We start from the raw sequence: 24,130 nt of genomic DNA, 5'->3' as shown, positions 1-24,130 counted from the left end.
CGCCGCCCTCTAAGCCCGAACACCAATTGGCCTGGCCCGAGGTTTCACTCAGATCGCCCGTTTGCGATTCGCCCGAAAACTGCCCGCAGCCCGACCGCCAAAGCGCCTGGTGGGGCCTTCGACAAGGTCTCTGCAAATGCGCGCCCCCTCACCACCGCCGGTGCCTAGGCAAGCGCTGGTGAGCTCCGGTGTGGAGAAGAAAGCGTCTGCTTGAATGCACCAAAACGATGCCCAATGTCACATAATGTATCAGATTGACCACCAGACTGGGCAGCCTTCGAGGTCTTGCTCCTTGACATGAAATCCATCAATACCTACCTGCGCGAAAACGTAGCCAGCGCCTTCGCCAAGAACATTCACGTTGCACCTCAAATCGACGAGAAGCGACTCAACAATGCGATCAAGGCTTTCGGCTTCTCGGGCGAGCCTGGCAGCATCATTGCGTTGTTCGACAACACACTCATGGGCAGCGGCAAGGATGGCCTGTTGTTCACCGGCGAGCAGCTCATTTACAGGGCCACCTTCGCAGACCCGATCAGCGTGGCGTACGCAGCCATCGAATCGGTCGAGTACCTTCAGACGCCAACAGGCAGCAAAAACGACAAGATCGAGCACTCGATCAAGTTGACGCGCAAAGGTGCTGGCAGCGTGTCGCTGTTGAACCTGTCCCACTGCGACCTTCAGGCCCTGGCCAAGCTTCTGCAAAATGTGATCAGCGACTTCGAGGAGTTCCGAGAGGAACAGCAGTTTGTGCCGCTTGACGAGATGAGCGAGGCACTGAAAGTCGCTTATCTCAAGATCACGATATGCATGGCATTCGATACCGGTGGCGGCATCGATGCGAAGCGGTTCGCAGAGATCCTTTTGCTGATGACGCGGCTGGACTTGAGCACAGCGTCGCGTTTCGAGCTTCGCGCGCTGATGGGCGCACCCAGCGAGGTGCGACCGGTCGCCGAGTTGATCTCGCACCTCGATGCCGAATGCCCACCTGGTCAAACCAAATCGCTGCACATCTCGCTCGTCAAGGACCTCATCAATCTGCACTTCGTGACGGGCGGAAAGTCGATCGACGACTTTGCCTTCTTGAAGACCCATCGCGACTTGCTGGCGTTGACCGATGCGGAGATCGACTTGGCTGTGGCAGCCATCCGCAACGACTACGACATGCTCAAGGAAGATTTCACGGACGACCAGATCGTGAATGCCTTGAAGCTGCTCTCGGCGAAAGCCGCGGCGGTCGGCACGCCCCTGACCGCCGTCTATCTCTCCGGCTCGGTGATTGGGATGTCGGCGGCCGGCCTTACCTCAGGGTTGGCGACCTTGGGGATGGGCGGCTTGCTGGGCCTGTCGAGCATGGCCACCGGCATCGGCGTTGCGGTGCTGATCGGTGTCGGTGCGTACACCGGCATGCGCAAGCTCACGGGTGCCAACGAGCTCACCAAGTCAAAGCGGCGCGAGCTGATGCTCAACGAGGTCATCAAGCAAACGCAAGCCACCATCTCGTTGCTGATTCAAGACATCAACTTCATCACGCTCAGACTCAACGACCTGATCAGCGCACACGACGGACAACAGGAAGAGCTCAAGCGACTCTCGCTGCAGATCCGGCAGCTGAGCAACGCGGGCGCCGTTCTGACTGGCAAGTCAGCGGATGCCCAGGGCAGTGCCACGCGGCTGCGCTGTGCACGGTTCCTCGATGCAGCAAGGCTGAAGTCGCTCACCCGCGAGCCGACCCGGGCCAAGCTCCACGACCTCATCATCGGCTGTTACGAGGAACAGGTCTTCGTGCAGCAGAAGGACGGAAAGTCTGAAGAAGTCAAGAAACTGGCCATCAGGCCGGAACTCGCGCAGCGAGATCTGGAGGTGCTGGCAGGCGCGTTCGAGGCGATCGGCTACTTCAAAATGGCAGACGTTCTTGCTGGAACCGCGGCCGACGCGGCGGGCAAAGCGAAGGAAAAGCTCGCCGGCCTGTTCTCATGAGCGATCCTGAAGGGCTTTTCGATCAAGCACGCGCGATGGCGCTGCAGAACCACCAGATCGGCACCGCGCAATCCCAGATGGGCCGCATGCTGGGTGCGATCGACGCGATCGAGGCCCAGCAGCATGCACGCGGCCAGGCCATAGACGAACTGTTCGCAATGGCGGCATCCGCCAGTTCGAGCGCGTCGATCCATTTCGAGGTCGACGAGGAGGACCTGTCGCTCGTGGCGAAGGAAGAAGCGTGTGCGCCTCGCCTTCAGTCAACGGGCATCCGTGCACTTCCCCTGTTAGATCGCATGGACGTGACCCGCACGACGACCTGGCAGGACTACCTGGCACAGGCCGACGCCTACGCGGGGCTGCACCGCATCGAATTCGGCAAGGATCCGTTCAAGGATCTGATGTCGACAAGCCAGCGTATCGCGCTGGAAAAGCGCATCAAGGAAGAATTCACTCTCCAGGGCGCGCAATGCGACAAGTACGACTACATGATCGCTGGCACCTGCGGGGTGATCGGCGGACTGATCGACGTCTTCTTCGTGGGCGTTCCGCTGACAGGTTCATTGACAAAGATAGCGGACACATTCACCGACACAGCGGTGCGAAAGATCGCCGCGTTCTGTGGATGGAATGGGCCGCGAGAAGGCTCCGACGCGACGGCCAGCGCCATCGGCTTTCTGGAGAATCGCTTCAAGGTCAACTACGACCACCGCCACGGCGGCGACGTCGATGGCGCATTCAAGATGAGTGCGAGCAATCACCACCTCAAGAGCCTAGGCCACTCGCCGGATCTCGTGGGATTGTTTTTCTCGATCCTCGACCAGTTCCAGAGCACGGCACATTTCGTCGACGCCGGGCAACTCATCTGCGTGGACACCGAGACCTTCGAGCTTCACGGCACGACCTTCGTGGCCAAGGTGTTCGCCGGCTTCGTCAACTGGCTCGGCCACCTCTGCTCGGACATGGCCGGCTCCTCGGGCGCCAAGCTGCGCGGCAGCGGGATACCGATTCCGTTCTTTTCGCTGCTGCAGTTCGTCGAGCTTGGCGAGTTCGGCCAACACAGGCAGGCGTTCAGCAAGATCGCCGTTCAGGTCTTCGAGAAGGGCTACGACATGCGCCACGGCATGGCGATGGCCGTGCCCATGCTGGTGACGGAACTGTTGACGCGAATGATGTGGGTGTTCAAGCGCAGGTTCTACCACGGCCACGCGTGGGGCAAATGCATGCCCTCGGGCAGCCAACCCGAGCTGCGAAGAATGCTGCTCGTGGGCCACGGGACGCTGTGCGTGATCGACGTTGCAGACGCCGCGCTGCGCTCAGGCGGCGACGCGATTCAGTTCCTGCTGCGAAGCAATCTCATCGCATGGGTTCGCTTCGGTGTGCTCTCGCTGAACGAACTGCGCGCTTGGCTCAGCAGTGGTGGTTTGGACACGGATGCAGTCGAACAATACCTCGAAGATGAGGTCGCTCGATTGAGCGCATGAAAGTGCAACGTGGCTGTCTAAGTGGCGCGGGTGGGCCAAACCACGTCGACGATGCCTGCGTCGAATCCCTTTCTCCTCTGCCCAACCTTGTTGAAGAGGGCGCTGCGTACGGCGTCATGCAGCGACCTCCCCTTTGATTGTGCAAGGCACGTGCCGCGCTCTGCGCCGTGCCCGTCCTCGTTTAGATCTAGAGCGTGATTCCCGCACGCAACTGGCAGATCCAACGCATGAGCGCCATCCCTCTCTGTATGAAGCGCAGCGCTTGGACGTGCCAGGACATTGAGCGCGAAACGCACCCGTGTCGCCATTCGCCCCTTGATTCCCTACCGGTTTTACTTGCGCTAACAGATCATGCAAATGCCAGCCAGAGTGGTTAAGGGCACCTCAGCCTGACTTGCAAAGGCCCGCGCACGTTTGCCAGAATTGAGCGCATTGCGCGATCTCTGATGAAGGTTGCAGCCTCGGCTGCACCGCATGGGTCTGATCCAGCCGCACAGTGAAGTCGCGGTAGCTTAAGAAGTTGCAGAGGTACCCTGGATAGTGGATAGACACCTGCGCGCTGCGCCCCTACTCTACGGCCTGATTCAACGGCTACCTCAACGGGGAGAAGCATGCGCAACATTGCTTGGAAGGTGCCGCTGCTCGCTGCCGTCGCCACGGCTGGCCTGTTCGGCTGCGACGGCAAGGCCAGCGATGCGCAGGGGCCTGACGCGACTGCCAAGACAACGTCCACAGTACTGAGCGAAGAGCGGCTCTTTGGATTCTGGCAAACGAAACTGACGCACGAAGGGAACGTTTACCAAGTCGTCTGGCAGATCAACCCCGGGCGCACACTCGTCCAATGGATCTCCGAGGTGAACAAGGATGGATCGGTCGCACCTGCGTTTTCGAGAAGCGGCGGTAAATGGTTGCTGTCGGGCTCCAAACTCCGCATGAAGATTGCGGCAGACGAAGGCAAACCGGAAATCGACGACTTCGTGATCGCGAAGCTCTCCGACAAGCAAATGAGTCTGAAGAATTCAGAAGGCTCTATCGACTTGGCGCGTACAGCCTCAGAACCCGTTTATCAGGCGAAGCTACCGAAAGCGGCGTCGCAGCCACGCCAGCTTGTCACCGCCACCGAGTTCGTTCCGAACGGCGAATCGCGCTACCTTTATTTCAAACTTCGAGCGCCGATGCAGATCAGTTTGTCGGCCAACATTGATGGTGGGCCGATCACTTTCATGTATCAACCTGGCCATTTTACCGAGTCCGATTACATGAGTCTTCTACAGAACGTCATGATGTCCGGACTGGGTGCCGCGCTTGGAGCGGCCAACGGCAGCAGCGATGCGAGAGACTTCCAGAATCGCGCCAACAAGATCGAACGCACCTTGAAGGGCGGCTTACTCACCAAAGTCGACGCTTTTGGCTCCTACAAAGGTGACTGGAAGTCATTGCCCGCAGGCGAACACACGATCGTTCTGGACAACAGCGGCGAGATAGGCACACGTCGCGGCGATGCTGCGGTGGAATTGGTCGTCTACGGACTGCAGTGATCGTCGCATGCCATCGGCTCACCCGTTTGGATCCTCCGAATGATCTGGTCCACGTCAACTCCATTGCGCTTGATCTGCCGAATAACCGTTGAAAACGTAAAAGGTGAACGACCCCTTCGGCAAGAGGCGCTAAAGACTCGTATGCGAGCGGGGTAGTCGCGCAGAACCACGATCCGTGTCAATCCGAATTGAGCTTGGACGCCTGCCCGGCTACAGACAGCTCTGCGAGCTTTGAGAGCTCAGCGATTTTTCCATAAGTGCGCTAGGCGTTCTTCTGCTGTTTGCCAAGCGGGTGTCCCAGAGGGCGCGCGTCGGCTACGAAGAAGATGATGCTGCGCAGATACGCGGCCAATTTACCCAATCGGCCTACGCTCGAGATACTGAGGAGCCCCGATGACCGCCCAGCGTATGACGTCGATGATCGTTCTTAGCAACACGTACAGCCGTGTACTCCTCATTCTGGCTGGAGTGTTTCTCGCTGGATGCACCGGACTGACCGCTCAGCAGAAGGATGCTGTCACCAAGTTTGGAAAGGCATCAAGCTCGCTGGGGGACACCACCGCAACCGAACTCAAGGCCATGAGGCAGTCCACGATGCAAATGAACCTTGAGCGACTAAGTCTTTCGGGCAAAGACAAGGATATGTCCAACGCGGGAACGCCTCTGCCCGGCCCAACGAACCTCGACTCGGGGTTCGAACTCGAAACGGTGACGGCCGTCTCAGCGGCCACAGCCGCGCTGTCGAGCTATGGCAAGGCACTTGTCGCACTCGCTGACGACACCGAATCCGCCGAACTGAGAAGTGCAACAGACGGATTCGCAACCAATCTGGCGCTAGTTCCCAAGGCGCAGCTCACGGACGAACAACGCGTGGCCATTGCAAGTGCGGCCAACGGCTTGGGGGGCTTCGTTGTCGAGGCGAAGAGGAAACGAGCGGTGGCGACACTGGTGATCCATGCCAAAAGCTCGGTCGACAAGCTCTGCACGATCCTCGCGCAGGATTTCGATCCTCACCGAGGTTGGATTGCGGAAAAACTGGCCGCCACGTCGGAGCCACTCCTGGTCGCCGCTGATCTGGCGCTGGTGAACGGCAAAAACTACGACCAACGCAAGGCGGCGCAAGAGGGTTTGAGGCTTGCCTTTGACAATCGAAAGCGGCTGGACCTGATCCTGTCTGGGATACAAAAAACAGCTGTCTCAATGAAGAAAGCCAATGAAACTCTGGCTATCGCGATACAGGACGGCAGCTTCTCCATCGATGATTTTCTAGATTTTTCAGAAAAAGCCCAAGCTCTTCAACTGGCTGTGAAGAGCGCACAACCCAAGGGGGACTAGATATGCCGTCGGATGACATGGAAGACATTTCCAAGGACATGCTGAGAACCCTGACCGATCTGATCATCGAAACGACGGACCCGAAGGTCCGCATATCTCTGACCAACAGACACACGAAGTTGGCGCGCCATCTGCACGCGTTAGCCGACGCGAAGAAACTGCAGCAGCTAGCAGACTATCGGGAACTGACCTCATCTTTCGAAGCAGCGCGAGACGCCGCTGACGAAGCAAAAAAGGATCTGAGCAAGACTGCAGAATTTATCGTCCGATTCGACCGCCTTTTCAGACTGTTGTTCAAATCCGGGATCTTGGCCGCCGCATGAGCGGCGTGTGGCACGGCGAATGATTCATGCGTCGATCCCAGCTCACGGATAGCTGCATTCAATAGCGCACTTCGAAATTTACAAATCCGTCAGGCAGCACTCGGTGGCACTATGGACCCATGAAACTTCAAAAAGTCCTCGGTCTTGCCATCAATGCCTGCGGCCTCGCGCTGGTCGTCGCCAACACCCTTCGCTAGCAAAGCGTACCCGCCTCGTGCTGCTCTACGAACCTGTTATTTGTCTTGCCTGCCCGATCCGCAACGCGTACTCGGCTGCTTCGGGCTGCGTGCAGGGCATACTGGCGTGCGTCTGCGGCAAGGCGCGTTTTCGACCCGCTGGATGATTCCAGCGCAAATCAACGCGGCCCCAGATCTGGACAGTGGATTCCACAGCTGAAGTCAAAGAGTTGGGTGCAGCATCAGAGTATTCCCAGGAAGCGTTGTCCAGCGCATCGAGTTCATGGCTTCTGCGGGCAACCGCGGATCGGCGAGGAGGAACGTGTCCGCAGTTCGCACTCGTTTCGTCACGCGATATCACGTACAACCTGCGCGATGACGCGCAATGTTCGTGAACCTCGATGCTTCGCACAAGGGGGTCACGTCTGGATGGAAATCAACAGGGGCAGGTCACCGCGGGTTCGAAGTGAAAGCCGCCTACGAAAGATGGTTGAAGTTGGCCTGCATCGCGTGTCGAACTCGTTCCAAGGTTGCGGTCCGCATAGGCACGAAAGCGGCGAACTCCAGCAAGATCTGAGGGGTAGCGCGGGCCAGCACTTCGTCGATTGCGTCCTGCGCCACGTTACGCGGCAAGCCCGCGGCGTGGGCCGCCTTCAGCACATGCTGTCGCGTCGGAGCGCGCCCTTCTCCTGCAACGTCCATGAAGTGCTCACCCCTATAGCCGGGGCAAAAGGTCAGATCGTAGGGCGGCGCCAGCTGCCAGGTGCCATCGGCTTCCATCTCGAACGAGAGGTTCTTCGCATGGTCGTCACGGTTGTTCATCAGCACGTTGAAGACGCATCGTTGCACGGCCTTCTTGAGTTCGCGCTGATCGCGCGTCAGCCGCCGAGTGGCGCGGAAAAAGTCCTCGTAGCTGACGGAAGGTTCACGGAAATCTGCGTGCAGCAACCCCGCCAGTGTATGCACGTGCACCCTCGCATCACCACGGCGGTCGAAGCGCCGAGTGCCAAAGGCGGATTGAGTGCCAGCAAGTGAAAAGAATCGGGTTTCAGTGATGCCAAGTTGGCAGTGACGCGCGACCATGGCATAAAGCTCCTCAAGCGCGCAGCTGTCAACTTCGTCATCATCTCCGGGAAACTTCACAAGCCAAGGCTCGGCACCGAGGACACGTCCGGCTTGCGTGCTCATTTCTCCCGTTATAGGGCTGAAAAAAACATTGGCCTTCGGCCGCGCGCCACCGGGCGACCCGCCCGCTCGGGCGAGCTCCGCCAGAACGTGATGGCTGTCGTCGGTAAGCACTGCTTGCACCTCGTTCGAAAGCTCCAGCAGTGTCAGGTCGCGAGTCTCCCGCGCGTCCCACGTTGCGGGCGCATAGGTCAAGGCCCCCATCGTGTTGGACCCGAGATAAGCCAGACGGTCCAGCGTCGACACCCTGTCAGTGTCTATGCCGCGCGCGTTCATTCGACGGTGCATCAACCTGAAGCCCCAGCCGTCGGGCAGTGAGTCGTAGATGAGGCCTGGAACGTTGTGCAGCTTCGCGTAGTCCGCTTTGCGATCAGGATATGCGCTCGAACGCAGCGGCAAGCGCAGGGGCGAGAGCTCCAGGTTGCGCTCAATTGCTTGAGCCGAATATTGGAATAGCAGATCCTGCCTGTCTTCGGCCAGCGTGCCCAGCACGAATGCGCCGCCCAGCCCGTTATAGGTGACCTGCAGCTCCTTCATGGAACGGCCTTTTTCCTTGTGTACGCGCGCTGCTTGTTATTGACCGAGGCTTTCTGTCGCATGTCCTCGATCGTTCTTGAATGCGTTACCAGCACCGCTGCAAGGTCAGGCAAGGCGTTCAATACCTCCAGAACGCGAGCAAAGGTCGCAAGCGTGCACCGACCGGTTCGCTCGAAGTTGCCCAGAGTGTTGGTTGAAATGCCAACGCGCTTGGCCAGTTCCTCGACTGAGATGTTGAGCGCGACCCTCCGCAGCCGGGCCCGCTGGCCCAATTCCTGGCAAACCTCGTCAGGCAAGGCAAGCGAAAAATCAACCATATTTATGAGTGAAAGTCCGAGTTTGCGTGCAATATACGCAAAATTATAGGTGAAAGCGTAGAGCAGTACCATATTCAGATTCATGCATATTTTTGGTTGTAAATTGGATTAATCTGCAATAACGGACGAAAAACTATATGTTTTTGGTCTCAGTCGTAGCGGCGGCCTCGGCCGACATCGAGGCGAGCTCAGAGGTGCCCGCCGACGCCACGAAGTCCACTTCGCGCCGCTCAGGAAGTCGACGAAGCCGACCGTGCCGAGAATTTGAGGCGCAAAATCTCCGAATATCGCGGGGGCCTGATGCCCCAGGGCCGGCGAAGCCGCCGGCCCATGGCCGCCTCAGCGGCCGATGCGCCGCAGCGCCAGGTCCCACAGCCCGGTGTTCAACCGCACGTTCTCGCGGATCGCCCGGATGCCCCTCGTGTGCATCGCCCGGCCCCGCGCGGTCCGCCCGGCCAAACCACCGCGCAGCACGTGCTCCTGCACCGTGTTGAAGGTCCGCCAGACATCGTCACCAACGTCCGCCATGCGCCGACGTTCCAGCAACTGCACCGCCTCCACCGGCGCCGCGTCCTGGCCCGCGAACCGCAACGCCAGCGCCTCCCGCGCGAAGTCGAGTTGCTGCCCCTCGGTCAGCATCGTCAGCCGCATCTGCGCGACCGCCTCGCCGACCTGCGCCAGGTCGCGGGTGATCTTCAGCGCAGCGTCCACGACGTTGGCCACCACGTTGCCGCGATGGCTCACATGGACGAACCCGACGTCGCCCATCGACGTGAGCATGCCGTTCGTGCATACCGGCCGGAACAGCCCGGCGCGCAACTGGTAGGCACTGCGCCCGTCGTGCGAGTTGAGCAGCACAATCTCACCAAGCACGTCGTCCAACGACAGCGCCTGCACCACCGGTTTGAAGTGCAGCATGTGCCGCGCAAAGCCGGCGTTGCCCGGCGCCCGAGAGCGCGTCTGCTGCACCGTGGTCGGCTCGAACCCCGCATCCATCAGCGCCATCACGATGTCGCGCGTACTGATGAACACGTACCGGGGCCCCGTGATGTGCGCCGCGTGCTCGGCGAACACCGCCGGCGCCCGGTGCTGGACCTCCTGCAGCGACAGCGAGGAGCGCGCCGCGAAGGAAACGGAAGAGGAGGAAGAGGAAGAGAAGAAGGTCATGACGATCTCCAGAGGTGACACAGGCGGGATTGCCTGCGAGACCCCGCCACCCCGTCGCAGCGCAGCGCTCAAGGCCGCCGCAGGCGCGCGGCACGCGCCGAGCACGCGCAGCGCGCGCAGGGCCTTGAACGCGAGAACGAGGGGGTAGCCTCAGGGCTCACAGACAAGCCCACCCCACTCTTCGAAGCGCCAATGAAGGTCCCCGCTTCCTCGACGGCCCGGACCCGCGGAAGCCAGGCACCACGCCCATTCACCATCGCAGCACGGACACCTTCGGTCTTTGCGACGGCCGCCAGGCGGCGTTCCCGGCGCCGCCAAGCACGCGGATCGGCGTGTCGTCACCGTGGACCTTGTCGGCAGCCAACACGTAGCGGCCGTTGGCCTCGGCCAGCGGGCTCGGCAGGCGTGCTGCCTGGGCCACACAGTCCGCCAGAGTCGAACGCTGCAGATCAACGCCCACGCAGATGTAGATCTGGCACAACCGGTACACGGGTGTGCGATCGCAATACTTGCTCACCAGCACATGTGCGTTCAGGCCGGCGCTGGCCATGGACCGATCAATCGGGCGGCTCGGCGCCGGAGCCTGGGTGATGGTGCTGCAGGATTTTGACGTCGACCAGGCCGACCCGTCGCCATCGAGATCGGCACCGCGTAACGGCGTCATCGAACTGAGTTCGCCGGCGCGCACTTGCGAAGGCATCGGCTACCTGGCGCAGAAGCGGCAATGCGAGAGCATGTGTCCCTCACCTACAGCGTGGTACAGCAGAACCTCTTGAGTGGAAGGAACTGACGCTGAGCGCCCGCGCAATGGTACAAAAATCCGGTCAAAGCCACTGTTTTCAGTGAGACATCCGGTTTTGCTCCAGATGGCAACGGCTTTTCGCAGTTCATGCAAGCAACTTCAAGTTCAAATGAGCGAGTCGCAAACACCTTGGACGACCGGCAACCGTCAGGTACTCCGGAAACAGCGACGGCACAAACATTCACACAGGGATTGCATGCGCAAGAAAATTGTCATCGTTGGCGGTGGGATCATAGGCAGCAGCATTGCCTGCCACCTCGCGAGTCAGGGCCTTGGTGGCCACGTCGTCGTTTTCGAGCCCGACCCGACCTACGCACGCTCCTCGACCACACGGTCTGCGTCCGCACTGCGCATGCAATTCAATCTGGGCATCAACGTCGCAATGTCGCGTTACGGTCATGAGTTTTTCAGTAACGCAAATGCCCATCTCTCGTTGGGCCACGAGTTCACCGATGTCAAATTCGAGCACTGTCCTTACCTGGTCCTTTCGGCGCCCGAAGGTCTGTCGAGGATGCGACTGGCTCACCAGCGGCAACTGGACAACGGGGGCGAGATAGACCTCTTGGTTTCAGCTCAGGAATTTGAGCGTGTCAAATGGCTCAAGACAGACGGGTTGGGCGCTGCAACGCTGGGTCGAACGGGTGAAGGGTGGTTGGAGCCGCTACCGGCGTTGCAAGCGCTTCGCAGGAAGGCCGAATCTTTGGGCGTTGCGTACATCGCAGAACGAGCGACAGGTTTTGACTTGCAGCCAGGTCACATTGCAGGGGTTGAGTTTGGCCGCGACGAATACATCGAGGTCGAAACCGTCATCAACGCTGCGGGCGCCCAAGCAGCACAGGTGGCCGCAATGGCGTCAGTGCCGCTTCCGATCGAAGCGCGAAAAAGATCGGCATTCGTGTTCCGAAGCGCCAATCCCCCTGTTGGTTTTACCAACCTCGTCGACCCTACGTTTGCCAATCGCGGTATCTATGCGCGCCCATATCACGGAGACTTCCTGGCCGTGACATCTCCGGCACCCGAGGTCGATCATCACACCGACGACATGGCTGCAGACCTGAGCTTGTTCGACGACATCGTCCGGCCAGGACTGGCGAGAAGAGTCGTCGGCTTCGAAGACATCCAACTCGTTGACGCGTGGGCCGGCCACTACGAGATCAACACTTTCGATCAGAACGGCATCATCGGACGACATCCCGAAATTCACAACTTTGTACTTGCTTGTGGCTTCAGCGGACACGGTGTCATGCACGCACCCGCAGTCGGGCGAGGCGTATCCGAGTTGTTGACAACCGGCGGCTACAAAACCTTGGATCTGACGCCCTTTCGCTTTGAGCGCATTGCCCAGAACATGCCCTTGGACGATGTCCAGGCAAGCGAGCATCGACAAACCGCCGCAGGGGTCTAGGGGTGAAGTTCGAATAGTGCCTGGATGATCGCGCATCGGCTCAAGGTCCTTCAGCATCGGAACTCGATGATCGTCGGGCGCCATCCGAGAAACCATATGAGTACCAGGTTCCTTGAGGATCCAGCGCGGAATCACTTGCATACACCAGTGCACGCTCACTGACCTTGCGGGAGCGATGTCGCCATTGCAGATTCCAGCGCCTCAACGCAGGAGGATCAGCCAACCGGACCAAATGAACATGACGCAGAGCGTTGGAGACGCCGTTGACAGGAGGCGCGACATACGCGCCGTCCTTTACGAACAGATAGTTCGCATACTTTCCCGCCGAGCCTAGCGCCTTCCAACGGCCGAACTGAGCTGGAAAGCCCGAACATCGCTCAGTACCGAAACGTCGTCTCCGGCACGAACCGAGTCATCTACTAAGTCCGCGACGACACCGCCTACATTCATATTTTTTTTCGACACCAGACGGGACTTGCAGGGCTGCTCATGGAAATGAATCACGAAGCCGCCAAAAGGATCAAGCACCCTCTAAGGTGCGTTTTTGTACCCGCAGCAGCCTGCTACGAACACCATGTGGACCAAGGACCCGCACCCCGGAAAAAACCCAAGTCCGGAAACATTCCCTCTATGGCGGCGGCAGCGGCAATCACGGAGGCGTCTTCACCGCGCCCGCCAACAATCTGCAGTCCGATCGGCAATCCATCCTCGCTGAATCCGCAAGGAACGGAACACGCCGGCTGCTGACTCAGGTTGATCGGGAAGCTGAATGACGACCACTCAGCCCAACTGTGAGCGTCGCTTCGAGGCGGCACATCCCTGTTCACCTCGAATGGAAGAACGGGGACCGTTGGTGACAGCACGAGATCGAATCTGGCAAGCAATTGATCCATGGCCGCACCGAAGTGACTGCGCCTCACTTCGGCACCGAGTCGATCCGTGCTGCTGTAGCCCGCGCCGCGCCGCGCAGCTTCAACAAAGCCAGAATCAAGTTCAGCATGCCGCCTCTGCTCTATGGACGACAGACGAAGTGCGGCTCCCACACACCAATGCCTGTTAAATATTTCGAGCAACTCGTCTTGAAATGGGAGCTGGATCTCGACGATCGATGCTCCAGCCGTGGCAAGACCGACCAAAACCGTCTCGACGGCCGCCGCAACCTCCACGTCAACTGCGCCCACGCAAGGCGTCTTCCAATATCCGACACGCTTTCCCCGCCATTGCATGGCTGCATCCTCCAAGGGAGAGAAGGCCATGGGCGGCTGTGTCCAGTCCCGAAGGTCACGGCCAGACATGATGCGCAGCATGTGAGCGGCGTCCTTGACGCGGCGCGTCATCGGACCCACGTGCGCAACGGTCCCGAACGAACTGGGAGGAAAGTTTGCCACGCGCCCAAAAGTGGGCTTCATTCCCACAGTCCCCGTGAAAGCAGCCGGAATGCGGATGGAACCACCACCGTCAGTTCCAAGATGCAACACTCCGGCCCCACAGGCGGCGGCCACTGCGGCGCCGCCCGAGGAGCCCCCTGGCGTCAAATCCCGATTCCAAGGGTTGCGCGTCGTGCCAAAGGCTCGGCTGTCGGTCACCGTCTTCCACGCATATTCCGGCGATGTAGTTTGACCAATGAACACGGCGCCCGCCTCGCGCAGCCTTTGAACAGCAGGAGCGTCCTGCTGCACGGGCACTGCGCTTGCTGTGAGACTGCCATACCGGACTGGCCAGCCCATGACGTGAAAAATATCCTTCAAGGTGGTCGGCACACCGTCGATTGCGGAGGACGGACATCCGGCCAGCCATCGGGCTTCGGATTGACGGGCCGATTCGATCGCCCCTTCAACGTCAAGGAATGTGAAGGGGTTGAGCGCGCCCTGTATCGCCTCCGCGCGGTCAAGTGCTGCGCGAACCACTGCCACAGGCGACAGCTCGCCCTTGCGATACGCTGTGCTGAGCGCATCACAATCCAACGAGTTCATGTCCACTGGGTTACCTGCGCCCCGAAAGCATCATGCGCACCTGTTCAGCGAGCACAGCCAGCACCAGCAACACACCCAGAATGATCATTTGGTAGTACGAGGAGATGTTCTCCAGGTTCATCCCATTGCTCAGGATGGCGATGAACAAGGCGCCGAGCACCGCACCGACGAGCGAGCCCTCGCCTCCGCGAAGCGATACGCCGCCGAGCACCGCGGCCGTGATCGACTGCAAAACGAAGTTGCCGCCCAGATTGGTATCGCCGGTCGAGACGCGCGCGCTCAGCAGAATGCCAGCCAGTGAGGCCAGCGCACCACTGCTCATGAAGACCAGAACAATGTGCCGTCCGACCCTGACACCGGAGAGGCGGGCCGCAACCGCGTTGCCGCCCACGGCGTAGATATACCGGCCGGTGCGGGTTCGCGTCATCACCACGTGCAGCAGGATCGCCAAGCCCGCGGCCAGATAGACCGAAGTTGAGATGCTGCGCAAATCCGGCGTACCGAATACATCGACGAACCCCTCAGGCAGGCCCGTCACCGGCGCACCGCCCGAGAGCTGGTAGCCGGCGCCGCAAGCCACGCCTGCGACGCCCAGGGTCATGATGAACGAGGGCACCTTCAGATAGGCCACTGCGGCGCCATTGATCAAACCCAGCCCCAGCCCGACTGCTAGGCCGGCAGCGATGGCAACCCCAATGGCAACAGAAAGCTCCACGCCGTTGGAAGCAAGAAGGATCAGCACCAAAACACAGACCACGCTGGTAAGACCGAGGATCCCAGCCACCGCCAAGTCGAATCCACCGCTGATTAGCACCAGCGCCTGTCCCAGTGCCACCAGCGTCAGGTACGAAGACTGATTGAGGATGTTCACCAAGTTGTTGACACTTGTGAATCTGGAGTTCGAGAGGGAGAAGCCGGCAAAGACCAGCACCATGAGGATGCCGATGATGCCTGTCGACCGAAGCGAGGAAAAGAGCTCGGCGAGGGTGCGCGCGGGCGGCGGCGCCACCGCTGCGGTGGTAGTGGGAGAGAGTGTGTTCATGCGTGGGTCGCCAGCAACTTATCGGCCGGTCTTGGAGTTTCACGAAAGAATGAAGAAAGGATCTTGGCTTCGTTGATGTCGCTGCCTTCGCACACTGCAGCAACCTCGCCGAACGCGAGCACATAGACTCTGTGGGTCAAGTGCAGAATTTCTGGCAGGTCTGACGAGATGAGCAGGACAGCGGCACCTTCCTCGCACAGCTCCTTCAAGATGCTGTAGAACTCCAGCCTCGCGCCGACATCCACCCCGACCGTGGGTTCGTCGACGATCAGCACCTTGGTCTCGCGCAGAAACGCTCGTGAGAAAACGACTTTTTGCTGATTGCCACCGGAATACGATGAGACATTTCGATCCAGTCGCGCCGGACTCAGCTTCAACCTGTCCAGCACGCGCTTGACCGCGCCGGCTTCAGCGTTCGTGTTCAAGAGTGGTCCGGACCTGAACGCAGGCAGGTTCAGACACGAGAGTGTCGCGTTCTCTTTGACCGACCGGTTGAGCATCAGACCTTGTCGACGCCGATCGGGCGGCAGATAGACAACACCGGCGTCCAGTAAGACCTTGGGGCACACCGAACGAACCGGCTTTCCACCGAGCAGAAGACCGCCAGCGGACAGACGCTCTTCGGCAAAGAGGCTGCGTCCCACGGCTGACTTTCCACACCCTACCAAGCCGGCAATGCCGACGATTTCACCCGCACGAACGTCGATCGACACATTGCGAAATCGTCCTGAAGCGGCCGTCGCATTCTTCAAGCTGATCGCAATCTGCGCGGGACGAAAATTGATCGTCGGATAAATCTTCAGCGCCTCGCGGCCGGTCATCAGTGTGATGAGCCGAGCTTCGCTCGTCTGTGCCACGGGCTCTGTTGCGATGCGCTTCCCATCACGCAGCACGCTGATGCGGTCTCCGATGGCCTTGATCTCGGCCATCCGGTGCGTGATGTAGATAATCCCGATACCTTTCGCTTTCAGGCGCCGCACAATGGCGAACAATCGCTCGGTTTCGACGCCAGTGAATGCCGTGGTCGGCTCGTCCAGGATCAGCAGCCGGGGATTGCCTTGCAGTGCCTTCGCAATTTCGACCATCTGCTGCTCGGCGCGCGAGAGGCTGGACACGGGCAAGTCCGGGGCAATCGAGACGCCCAGCAGCGAGAACGCCTGAAGCACGCCGGCATGCATCCACGCGTCGTCCAGGAAGCCCGCGCGTGTCGGCTCTGTACCCAGGAAGATGTTTGCACTGACGGAAAGCGTCGGAATCAGGCTCAGTTCCTGGAAGACAACGCTCACACCCCGTTCACGTGCCGCGCGTGGCGAGCCGCTCTCAAGGGCAACACCATCCAGAAGAACCGAACCCGCATCGGCCGTGTAGTTGCCAAGAATGATGTTCATGAGCGTCGATTTGCCGGCACCGTTCTCACCGAACAGCACGTGCACTTCGCCGGCGTGAACGGTCAGCGAGACCCCGTCCAGGACCCGCACGCCCGGAAAACCTTTTTCGATCCCCGACACTTCCAGCAGCGGGCTCCGCCCCGGGATCTCGCCGGCCAGGATCGCTGCGCGGCTGGTCATGGCTTCACCGAGAAGACCGGTTTGAAACCTGCCGGTGCAAAGCCGGCCGCCGATTCTTCGGAGAAGGCGTTGTCCTTGGTGAGCTTCTTTGGGACGGGCCAGACCTCGGTGCCCGGCTCGAGCGCTCCATCCATGGCCTTGACCGCCATATCCAGACCGATCGACGCCATCCAAACCACGTTGTCGCTCAGCGCCCATTGGATGCTGCCTTCCTGAATTGCGGCGCGCACAGGGCCGGTCTGATAGGTCGAACCGATCTTCACCCTGCCAGAAAGACCCGCGGCCTTGATGGCTCCCGTCGCGGCATCAGCGGCCACGGCATTGCCCACGACCCAGTCCAAATCCGACACCGCGCTCAAGGTGTCCGCCACCAGGTTGTACTGGGTGCTCTTGTCGGTATTTCCGTACTTGATCGACACGATCTTGATATTCGTGTTCTTGGTCGCTTCCTTGAAACCTTCGACTGTACGAGCCGCCCAGTCGGCACCAGGTGGCCCCGGAAAGAGCGCCACTTTCACTGCCGCATTGCCCACGCTTTCCTTCAGAAATCGTGCACTCGCGATGCCGACCTGGTAGTAATCGAGCGTCGCGCGGCCGGCCAGGTTGGTGCCATGAGCAATGCGCGGAACGATGTTGATCACGGGGATGCCACTCTTTTTGAGCGAGGCCACAGCCGATGCGACGCCGTCGGCGCTGATTGGTGCGACCAAGACCGCCTCGGCGCCCTTCGCGGCGCAATCGTTGAGTTGATTGACTTGCGTGCTGATGTTGTCAAACGAGCCGGCATTCAGCACATCGACCCTTAGCCCGAGCCGTTTCGCCTCCGTGGCGATGCCGTAATTCGCAGCAAGCCAGTAGGGATCCTGCATGCTCGGAAAACTCACGCAGACGTATCGCTTCTTGCCCGCATTCGCCGTCGGCGGACTCCATGTCGATTCGACCACCTTGGTCAGGTCGCTGCGGTCCGGGACGAACACGTTCATGGGTTTGGAGACGATGGTCGACGAGTCTTCAGCGAGTGCGGGTCCTGCGAGCGCGAAAGAGACTGCAGCGGCAGCAGCCTTTGCGATCAAGCCGAACGACATAGGGTTGGAATGCATGGTTTCAATCCAGGGTAGGTACGCAAGAGAGCGATGGGGTGTGGCCCGGCCAGATCCAGGCGGGCTGCAAACATTTCTTCGTCGCTAGAGAAGCAGTGCTATGCCGCGAGGGTTTCCGAATCGCAGACGCGCGACACAAATGCAAGCACACCCTTGTTGACTTCCTTGGGATTGGAGGCACTCAAGAAGTGATGGCCGCCGTCGACGAGCACTTGCTGGATGCTGGAGGCGCGTGGAAACATCCGAATTTCCTTCTGCGCGTGACGAGCAGAATAGACAACATCCGAGGTGCCGTGCATCCACAGGATGGGGCACTCGACGAAATCGAGTCGCTGGCGCAGGCCGTCTCGCTCCAGCAGATTGATGGTGCACATCCGCAGCCGTCGACGACCTTCGTCACCTCGGTAGTTCTGCTTCATGCGGCCTGTCCAGAAGGCACGCGTCTGGTCGTCGACAGTTGCACCGAATCCAGGATCGATGAGGTCGTTGCAGTATTGGTCGGACGGTGCCCAACTCTCACCGACTTCGCTCGACAAGTCCTTGATCCACGGCGCGCAGAATGCCTCGGCATCCCAGCAGCCGAGTTCACGGCTTTGCGCGCTTTCGTGGTCCATCGAGGAGCCGAGGGGAATGACGCCGCGAATCCTTGACGGTGCCAGGATGGCCATGCGCACCGCGATCCAGCCGCCTTGCGACGTGCCGAGTACGAATGCGGATTGAATGCCCAGCTGGTCAAGCACCTGCAGGTTTGCGATCGCACTGTCCCAGTACGTGAATTGTTCACTTGCGGTGCGCGTTGCGCCGTGACCATAGGGTTCGATCGCAAGCAAATTGACTTTACTCACGAGAACCTCGTCGGCAAATTGCGCGCGGTAGAGCTCCGAGGACGTCGTGAACGAGTTGATCAGTACCAGGGTCGGAAGCGCTGGGTTGTATTCCGCAGCGAATCGACACCCGATCTGAGAACCGCCCAGATGCGCAATGTCGATCAATTTCAAACTATTCACACCAGTTCCTTGTTCCAAAGTAATGGTGTGAAGCGTATCTTTGCGATGCCGCTTGGCTCATTCCCAGCTTGCCGAGCGATGCAGCAAATCTTGCGCACTTGCTACCGCAATGGCCTCGCGTGTGCGAGACGCGACGTGGCTGCCGGCGTCGCGCCGAAGGTTCAGCCTGTGCGAATGGCCGGCTCCATGCCCATCGCTGCTGAGAGCAGCGCGCCATCATGGCCCGGACCGCCAGACAGAAGAAATGCGGTGGGTAAGCCGCTTTCGTCAACGCCATTGGGGATCGACACACCACACCAGCCGAGAAAGCTCCCAATCATGGTGTTGCGCAGCATGCGGGCATTCGTTTTTGCGAACAGTTCATCGTCCTGCTCCAAAGGAGCAAGCAGCGGAGCGGTTTCGCTGACTGTGGGAAATGCGATGAAGGTGTTGCCATCAAAAAAGGTGTCCATCTGGCCAATCAGCACTGGCCTTGCCTCACGAATGGCCCTCTCGGACATCGGATCGATCTTGCCGCCCGCCTGCAGCCGCTGCCTGACCCGAACGTCCATTTGTTTCGCTGACGACGTCGCCAGGCGTTCGCGATGGAGTTGGAAAGCCTCGATCGACACCAGCAACCCATGACGGGATCCGAGTGACGAGACATCATCGAACACGCGCAACGAGCGCCTCTCCACGACAACGCCGAGTTCCTGCAGACGGGCAAGTGCCACTTCGAAGTTGCGTCCGACTGCAGGCGCCACGTCATCCCAGACGACGTTCTCTGGAACGATGACACGCACGCCCTTGGGCGCGACCCGCCGAAGATCGGGCGCGGCGAGTTGACGAACGGCTGCATCCACAATCACCGCATCAGCCACCGTGTGGCTCAGGACTCCCGCGGTGTCAAGCGTGCGCGAGAGAGGAAATGCGCCAGCAAGGGGCCACCTCTCCCCTGAAGTCTTGTAGCCGACCACCCCGTTGAGGGCCGCCGGAATGCGCACCGAACCGCTGGTATCGGTGCCGATCGACACAGGCACAATTCCGCATGCCACTGCGACGCCAGAGCCGGACGACGAGCCGCCCGGTATGCGAGCCTCATCCCCGCTCCAAGGGTTTCTAGGCGTGCCGTGGTGCGGATTGAGGCCAAGCCCCGAGAATGCGAACTCGGTCATATTGACTTTGCCGACGGCGACTGCGCCAGCCATTCCCAATCGGCGGACGAGTTCCGCGTCAGCCTGCGCGGGACCGTCATCGAGGATGGCAGAGCCCGCGCGTGTCGTTTCGCCTTCGAATGCGTAGAGGTCTTTCCAGGCGACAGGGATGCCGTCCAGCAAGCTCAAGGGCTTTCCTTCGCGGATGCGCAGCGTCGCAGCACTTGCCTCGGCTCGCGCCCTTGCGCTGGTGACCACAGTAAAGATCGCAGGGTCCTTGTTCGCGGCGATCGCGGCCAAGGTGTCCTCGACGATGTCCGAGGCCGTCTCGGCCCCGCTTGCCATTCCTGCGGCCATTTGAAGGACTGAACGCCCTTGCTTTGAAACTTGCATCTGCTGTGGTGAGAGAAATTGAGATTCAGATAGGTGCACTGAATTGCCTGAAGCAGTGCGCGGGGTGGGACAACTACGATTGTGAGTTACGCGCAAAGCTGTCACAAACCTCCCTACGGTGTGGCGCAAAGTTTGCTTGGGGTGTCCAATCAGCGCGTTGTCCTCGATCGACAGACAGGACAGTGACTGGCGCGCCACGCGATCCGTGTAAAACGACAACGAAAAAAGGTGACGGTTATGAGTATGACGGCCGAGATAGAGTGCGAAACTCGAACCGGAACATTGATGCGGTCTTCCACGGCTCTGGGTTGCGAGAGTCCGGTGAGGGCGGAAATATACAAGTACACGCATCTCGACCGCCAGGCCTTCGTTCAACCCGCCACTGAAGTCGTTATCAACATCGGCGGGAGCGCGAACTTTCGCCGCAGAGCCGACGGACCCGAGCAAAAATTTCTTTCGCGTCTGGGTTGCGCCAGCATTTGCCCTAGCGGCGTTGCTGTCCGCTACCTCCACATTGATTCAGGCCCGCTCGACATGTTGCATTTGCAGATGCCAACCGACATGTTCGGCACCCTGCGTTGTTCCGGCGAAGGTGCGGCAAACGCCGGCCTGATGTATGCCGGCGGCGTCCATGACCCATTGATAGAAAGCATCGGCTTTGCCATTGCGCAAATGCTGGTGAAGGATTCCGCAGACGCCCGGATGAGCCGGCTGTACCTGGACTCCTACGGCGTGGCGCTCGCAGCGCGGCTGCTTCAGCAATATACGCACGGCAATTCAACGGCCTTCGCTGAACCTTACTTCGACGCCCAGTCCGGACGCGGCCTGGACCGCACTCGATTGCATCGCGTGATCGAGTTCATCCAAGAGAACCTGGAGTCGGATTTGTGCTTGGACGACCTCGCGGAAGTTGCATGCCTGAGCGTGTTCCACTTTTGCCGGGCCTTCAAAGTTGCCACCGGCCACTCACCGTTTCAATACATCTCAGATGCTCGAATCAAAAAGGTGAAGCTGATGCTGGCAAACCCGTCCACGACGATCAATGAGATCGCATTCTCAACCGGCTTCTCCTCTGCCGCGAACCTTGCTCGCGCGTTCAGGAAATCGGTAGGCACTTCGCCAACGGATTACAGAAACTCCCTGACCGTTTAGGCATGCGTTCATCTGCGACACAGCTCAATGTGAGGCACTTTCCAAGAGCGACTGCAAATGGACATTGCGACTGGCGCCAGGTGGCCGCCCGGTTGTGCGTTTGAAGGCTCGGCTGAACGCAGCCTGCGAGGTGTAGCCCAAGCGCAGTGCCACTGCATCAATGGACAAACGGTCCTGGGTCAACCATTGAGCAGCGAGGCGCATGCGCAACTCCGTTGCATAACGCAATGGTGGCGTCCCTATGGTGGCCTGGAAACGCTCTGCGAACACGGAGCGAGAGGTATGGCATTCCGCGGCCAACTCAGCCACTGTCCAGTCACGGCCGGGCTGTCGATGCAGGGCCAGGATCGCACGCGCCAACCGCGGGTCCCGCAAGGCCGCCACCAGCCCTGAAGCATTGTCGCAACCGCATTCAACCCAGCCACGCACGATCATCGCCGCCACCACCTCGGAAAGCCGGGCAAGGACGCCTGAAAAACCCACGCGCTGAGTGCAAATTTCGGCCTTCATGGACGAAAGGATCGGCATGAGTCCTGGGTAGCGTTCGCCTGAGGCATCTACGACCATCAGATGTGGCATCAGCCGTCCTAGACCCTGCATGCCACCGAGGTCGAACTCCATGCACCCACAGAAGAGGATGCTGCTCGGACTGGGTTCTGTCGTTGCACATGCGTTCACGGCGCCGACCGTGTCGCCCAAAGGCGCAGCGTCGAAGCTGTCGATATTTTGAACAGGAGCGTCCACGGTGGAAAGGATCTGGTGAGAGCCTCCCTGCGGAAGCAGTACCGCATGACCGCTAGACAACGTGTGCACCGCTCCGTCCTCGGTGCGCAGCACGGCAAAACCGACTGCGACGAAGTGGAAGTAGGCGTATCCCGGTCGTGCACTGAAGCCGAGGCCAAACGATGCGCCAGCGTGAATTCGACGGTATTGGACGCCTCGCAGGCGCATTCCGGTCAGCAGTTCGTTGATGAGGTCGGATGAAAGGGCGAACTGGACTGACAAAGTCATTTCCGGGGCTTCGATCAAAACGTCAGGAGAATGCATCATAGATCATCCGACTTTTTGTATCTAAGGTTCGAACTATCGAAACTTTAGATGGATGGCTTTTATGAGCGAGTGTGTATGTGGCTCTGTACCGGCGGGCTTTTCAAACCGAGCGGCGAGCGCGGAGGAGACGACATTGCCAGCTTGGACGGCGGTTTTCTCCCTGGCAATGGGAGTCTTCGGCTTGCTGACAGCGGAATATCTTCCGGCCAGCCTGCTCACGCCCATGGCCGATGCCTTGGACGTTTCAGAGCCACTGGCAGGTCAGGCCGTGACAGTGACGGCGGTAGTGGCGCTGCTTTCGGGCTTGCTGGTGCCCAGCTTGACGAGACGGCTCGACCGACGGGTCGTCTTGTTGAGCCTTTCCACGCTGATGGTCGCCTCGAACATCTTGGTGGCCGTGTCCTCGAGCTTGCCAATGCTGCTCGTGATGCGGGTTCTGCTGGGTATCGCACTCGGGGGCTTCTGGAGCATGGCGGCAGCGGTCGCGATGCGTCTGGTGCCGGCGGCATTGCTGCCGCGTGCGCTGTCGATCATCTTCAGCGGCATTGCCCTGGGAACCGTCGTAGCCGTGCCGCTTGGCAGCTACTTGGGCGGGAGATACGGCTGGCGCAGTGCGTTCATGGCGGCCGCAGTGCTCGGGGCCGTGACGCTGGCGTTCCAGTGGCTCACGTTGCCGAAACTGCCCCCCCGCAAGCCGGCGCGGCTGCGAACCGTCCTGGAGGTGCTGCTTCGCCCGGGCATTGGAATCGGCATGCTGGGCTGTGTCCTGGTGCATACCGGCCACTACGCGCTATTCACCTACATCCGACCGTTCCTCGAAAGCACGTCGGGAATCGGACCCGACACTCTGGCATTCATGCTCCTGGGATTTGGTGTTGCGAGCTTCATCGGCACACTGCTGTCTGGCTGGCTGCTGCATCGCAATGCGCGTGCGGCAATGGTCCTGATGCCCGCCGTGGTGGGAATTGTGGCGCTGGCCCTCGTGTGGCTACCTGCTTCCGTCGTTGGCCAGGCGTGTCTGGTGACGCTCTGGGGCATGGCGTTCGGCGGTGTGCCTGTGGCATGGTCAAACTGGGTGGCCCGCTCAGTGCCCGATCAGGCAGAAAGCGCGGGTGGGATGGTCGTGGCTTCGGTACAGTGCGCGATCGCTGCCGGGGCCGCGGCGGGGGGCGCGATGTTCAGCTTCAGCGGCATCATCGGCGTCTTTGTCGCGGCCGGAATTCTGATGTTGCTTGCGGCGTTATGGATCGCGTGTCTGGTGGGAATGGAAGCGCTCACGAACGACGCCACAAGCGGTTCAGCGCCGCATTTTTGAGCAGGCTGGGTCGGGACCGGCTCGCAGCCGCCTCAGCAACGGTGTCTCGCTCGTGCCGCCGTGCAGGGAATGGCGAGGGCTTTCTCAGCACAACCCAATGCGGTGAGGGCTCAGTTGGCCGGTGAATTGGGCGATCGCTTCCTCTCGG

19 protein-coding genes are annotated in these 24,130 nt (G+C 60.1%); 8 read left to right on the top strand and 11 right to left on the bottom strand.

Annotation, left to right across the window (positions count from 1 at the left end):
* Positions 1-297 precede the first annotated feature (297 nt).
* The 5 genes from AB6807_RS35470 to AB6807_RS35450 all read left to right on the top strand — a co-directional run bounded on the left by AB6807_RS35470 (position 298) and on the right by AB6807_RS35450 (position 6,660).
* A complete protein-coding gene (locus AB6807_RS35470) occupies positions 298-1,980 on the top strand; it encodes a hypothetical protein (RefSeq protein WP_371088235.1) in 1,683 nt (560 codons plus the stop codon).
* On the top strand, positions 1,977-3,464 hold the full coding sequence (locus AB6807_RS35465) for a hypothetical protein (RefSeq protein WP_371088234.1): 1,488 nt from the start codon (positions 1,977-1,979) through the stop codon (positions 3,462-3,464). Before AB6807_RS35470 ends, AB6807_RS35465 begins: the two co-directional genes overlap by 4 nt.
* Before the next feature lie 611 nt (positions 3,465-4,075).
* Positions 4,076-5,002, top strand: a complete 927-nt coding sequence (locus tag AB6807_RS35460; RefSeq protein WP_371088233.1) for a hypothetical protein — start codon at positions 4,076-4,078, stop codon at positions 5,000-5,002.
* A gap of 393 nt (positions 5,003-5,395) precedes the next feature.
* Positions 5,396-6,337, top strand: coding sequence for a hypothetical protein (locus AB6807_RS35455; RefSeq protein ID WP_371088232.1), 942 nt, complete (start codon positions 5,396-5,398; stop codon positions 6,335-6,337).
* 17 nt (positions 6,338-6,354) lie between these two features.
* Positions 6,355-6,660 carry a hypothetical protein gene (locus AB6807_RS35450; protein WP_371088231.1) on the top strand — a complete coding sequence of 102 codons (306 nt, stop codon included), beginning with the start codon at positions 6,355-6,357 and terminating at the stop codon, positions 6,658-6,660.
* A 653-nt stretch (positions 6,661-7,313) separates the two neighbouring features.
* Here the strand turns inward: AB6807_RS35450 and AB6807_RS35445 are convergent.
* The 4 genes from AB6807_RS35445 to AB6807_RS35430 form a co-directional block, all read right to left on the bottom strand.
* Positions 7,314-8,558, bottom strand: coding sequence for a type II toxin-antitoxin system HipA family toxin (locus AB6807_RS35445; protein ID WP_371088230.1), 1,245 nt, complete (start codon positions 8,556-8,558; stop codon positions 7,314-7,316).
* Positions 8,555-8,959: a helix-turn-helix domain-containing protein gene (locus AB6807_RS35440; protein ID WP_371088229.1), complete on the bottom strand. Its 405-nt coding sequence runs from the start codon at positions 8,957-8,959 to the stop codon at positions 8,555-8,557. The genes AB6807_RS35445 and AB6807_RS35440 overlap by 4 nt, the downstream gene beginning before the upstream one ends.
* 255 nt (positions 8,960-9,214) lie before the next feature.
* Positions 9,215-10,042 carry a DUF932 domain-containing protein gene (locus AB6807_RS35435; protein ID WP_371088228.1) on the bottom strand — a complete coding sequence of 276 codons (828 nt, stop codon included), beginning with the start codon at positions 10,040-10,042 and terminating at the stop codon, positions 9,215-9,217.
* A 250-nt stretch (positions 10,043-10,292) separates the two neighbouring features.
* A complete protein-coding gene (locus tag AB6807_RS35430) occupies positions 10,293-10,742 on the bottom strand; it encodes a transposase (RefSeq protein ID WP_371088227.1) in 450 nt (149 codons plus the stop codon).
* Between the two features lie 298 nt (positions 10,743-11,040).
* Between AB6807_RS35430 and AB6807_RS35425 the strand changes: the two genes are divergently transcribed.
* Positions 11,041-12,249, top strand: a complete 1,209-nt coding sequence (locus AB6807_RS35425) for an NAD(P)/FAD-dependent oxidoreductase (protein WP_371088226.1) — start codon at positions 11,041-11,043, stop codon at positions 12,247-12,249.
* A 563-nt stretch (positions 12,250-12,812) separates the two neighbouring features.
* Here the strand turns inward: AB6807_RS35425 and AB6807_RS35420 are convergent.
* The 6 genes from AB6807_RS35420 to AB6807_RS35395 form a co-directional block, all read right to left on the bottom strand.
* Entirely contained in the window at positions 12,813-14,222 is a 1,410-nt protein-coding gene (locus AB6807_RS35420) for an amidase (RefSeq protein WP_371088225.1), read from the bottom strand.
* A 10-nt stretch (positions 14,223-14,232) separates the two neighbouring features.
* A complete protein-coding gene (locus AB6807_RS35415; RefSeq protein ID WP_116914315.1) occupies positions 14,233-15,264 on the bottom strand; it encodes an ABC transporter permease in 1,032 nt (343 codons plus the stop codon).
* Entirely contained in the window at positions 15,261-16,832 is a 1,572-nt protein-coding gene (locus tag AB6807_RS35410; RefSeq protein WP_371088224.1) for a sugar ABC transporter ATP-binding protein, read from the bottom strand. Before AB6807_RS35410 ends, AB6807_RS35415 begins: the two co-directional genes overlap by 4 nt.
* On the bottom strand, positions 16,829-17,932 hold the full coding sequence (torT, locus tag AB6807_RS35405) for a TMAO reductase system periplasmic protein TorT (protein WP_371088223.1): 1,104 nt from the start codon (positions 17,930-17,932) through the stop codon (positions 16,829-16,831). The genes AB6807_RS35410 and torT overlap by 4 nt, the downstream gene beginning before the upstream one ends.
* Positions 17,933-18,030: 98 nt before the next feature.
* On the bottom strand, positions 18,031-18,930 hold the full coding sequence (locus AB6807_RS35400; RefSeq protein WP_371088222.1) for an alpha/beta fold hydrolase: 900 nt from the start codon (positions 18,928-18,930) through the stop codon (positions 18,031-18,033).
* 170 nt (positions 18,931-19,100) lie between these two features.
* Positions 19,101-20,465 (bottom strand): amidase, encoded by a 1,365-nt coding sequence (locus tag AB6807_RS35395; RefSeq protein ID WP_116914319.1) that lies wholly within the window; start codon positions 20,463-20,465, stop codon positions 19,101-19,103.
* Between the two features lie 237 nt (positions 20,466-20,702).
* Between AB6807_RS35395 and AB6807_RS35390 the strand changes: the two genes are divergently transcribed.
* A complete protein-coding gene (locus AB6807_RS35390) occupies positions 20,703-21,617 on the top strand; it encodes a helix-turn-helix domain-containing protein (protein WP_371088221.1) in 915 nt (304 codons plus the stop codon).
* Between the two features lie 24 nt (positions 21,618-21,641).
* Here the strand turns inward: AB6807_RS35390 and AB6807_RS35385 are convergent, their stop codons facing one another.
* Positions 21,642-22,667, bottom strand: a complete 1,026-nt coding sequence (locus AB6807_RS35385; protein WP_371088220.1) for an AraC family transcriptional regulator — start codon at positions 22,665-22,667, stop codon at positions 21,642-21,644.
* A 61-nt stretch (positions 22,668-22,728) separates the two neighbouring features.
* On the opposite strand from AB6807_RS35385, the gene AB6807_RS35380 reads away from it, so the two are divergent.
* Positions 22,729-23,982, top strand: a complete 1,254-nt coding sequence (locus tag AB6807_RS35380) for an MFS transporter (protein ID WP_371088219.1) — start codon at positions 22,729-22,731, stop codon at positions 23,980-23,982.
* Positions 23,983-24,130 lie beyond the last annotated feature (148 nt).

Source organism: Variovorax sp. RCC_210 (assembly GCF_041355175.1).
In the GTDB taxonomy this organism is placed as follows: domain Bacteria; phylum Pseudomonadota; class Gammaproteobacteria; order Burkholderiales; family Burkholderiaceae_C; genus Variovorax.
The sequence above is the reverse complement of the archived record's forward strand: the minus strand, read 5'-3'. Positions and strand labels throughout refer to the sequence as shown.